1 protein-coding gene is annotated in these 249 nt (G+C 67.1%); it reads right to left on the bottom strand.

Features of this window, described 5'->3' with window-relative positions; translation table 11 throughout:
• Positions 1 to 249, bottom strand: a 249-nt coding sequence (locus tag KVT34_RS30730) for an NADPH-dependent FMN reductase family protein (protein ID WP_483311474.1), incomplete at both ends; no start/stop codon positions are given.

Here is a 249-nt window from a genome sequence, read left to right as displayed (position 1 = left end):
TCAGCCCCGGAGGGGACGGAAAATTCCCCACCGGGGGTACGAAAACATACCTGTCGGGCGCAATGTTCCGCCCCCCGATGGCGTTCAGACGCCGGACTTTCGCCCGCCCGGGAGCGGGAAGGCGGGCGAACGAGGGACCGGAGCGCCGCCTGTCCCCGCCCCCGGATACGTCCGCGGCGAATTGCGGGATAATCGAGGTGTAAAGAACCAGGGGGATCACCTCATCGGACGGATTCGCCTCGCGGTACG

This window comes from Paenibacillus sp. GbtcB18 (assembly GCF_019091125.1).
GTDB lineage: Bacteria > Bacillota > Bacilli > Paenibacillales > NBRC-103111 > Paenibacillus_F > Paenibacillus_F chitinolyticus.
This window is presented reverse-complemented; position numbering and strand designations above follow the sequence as displayed.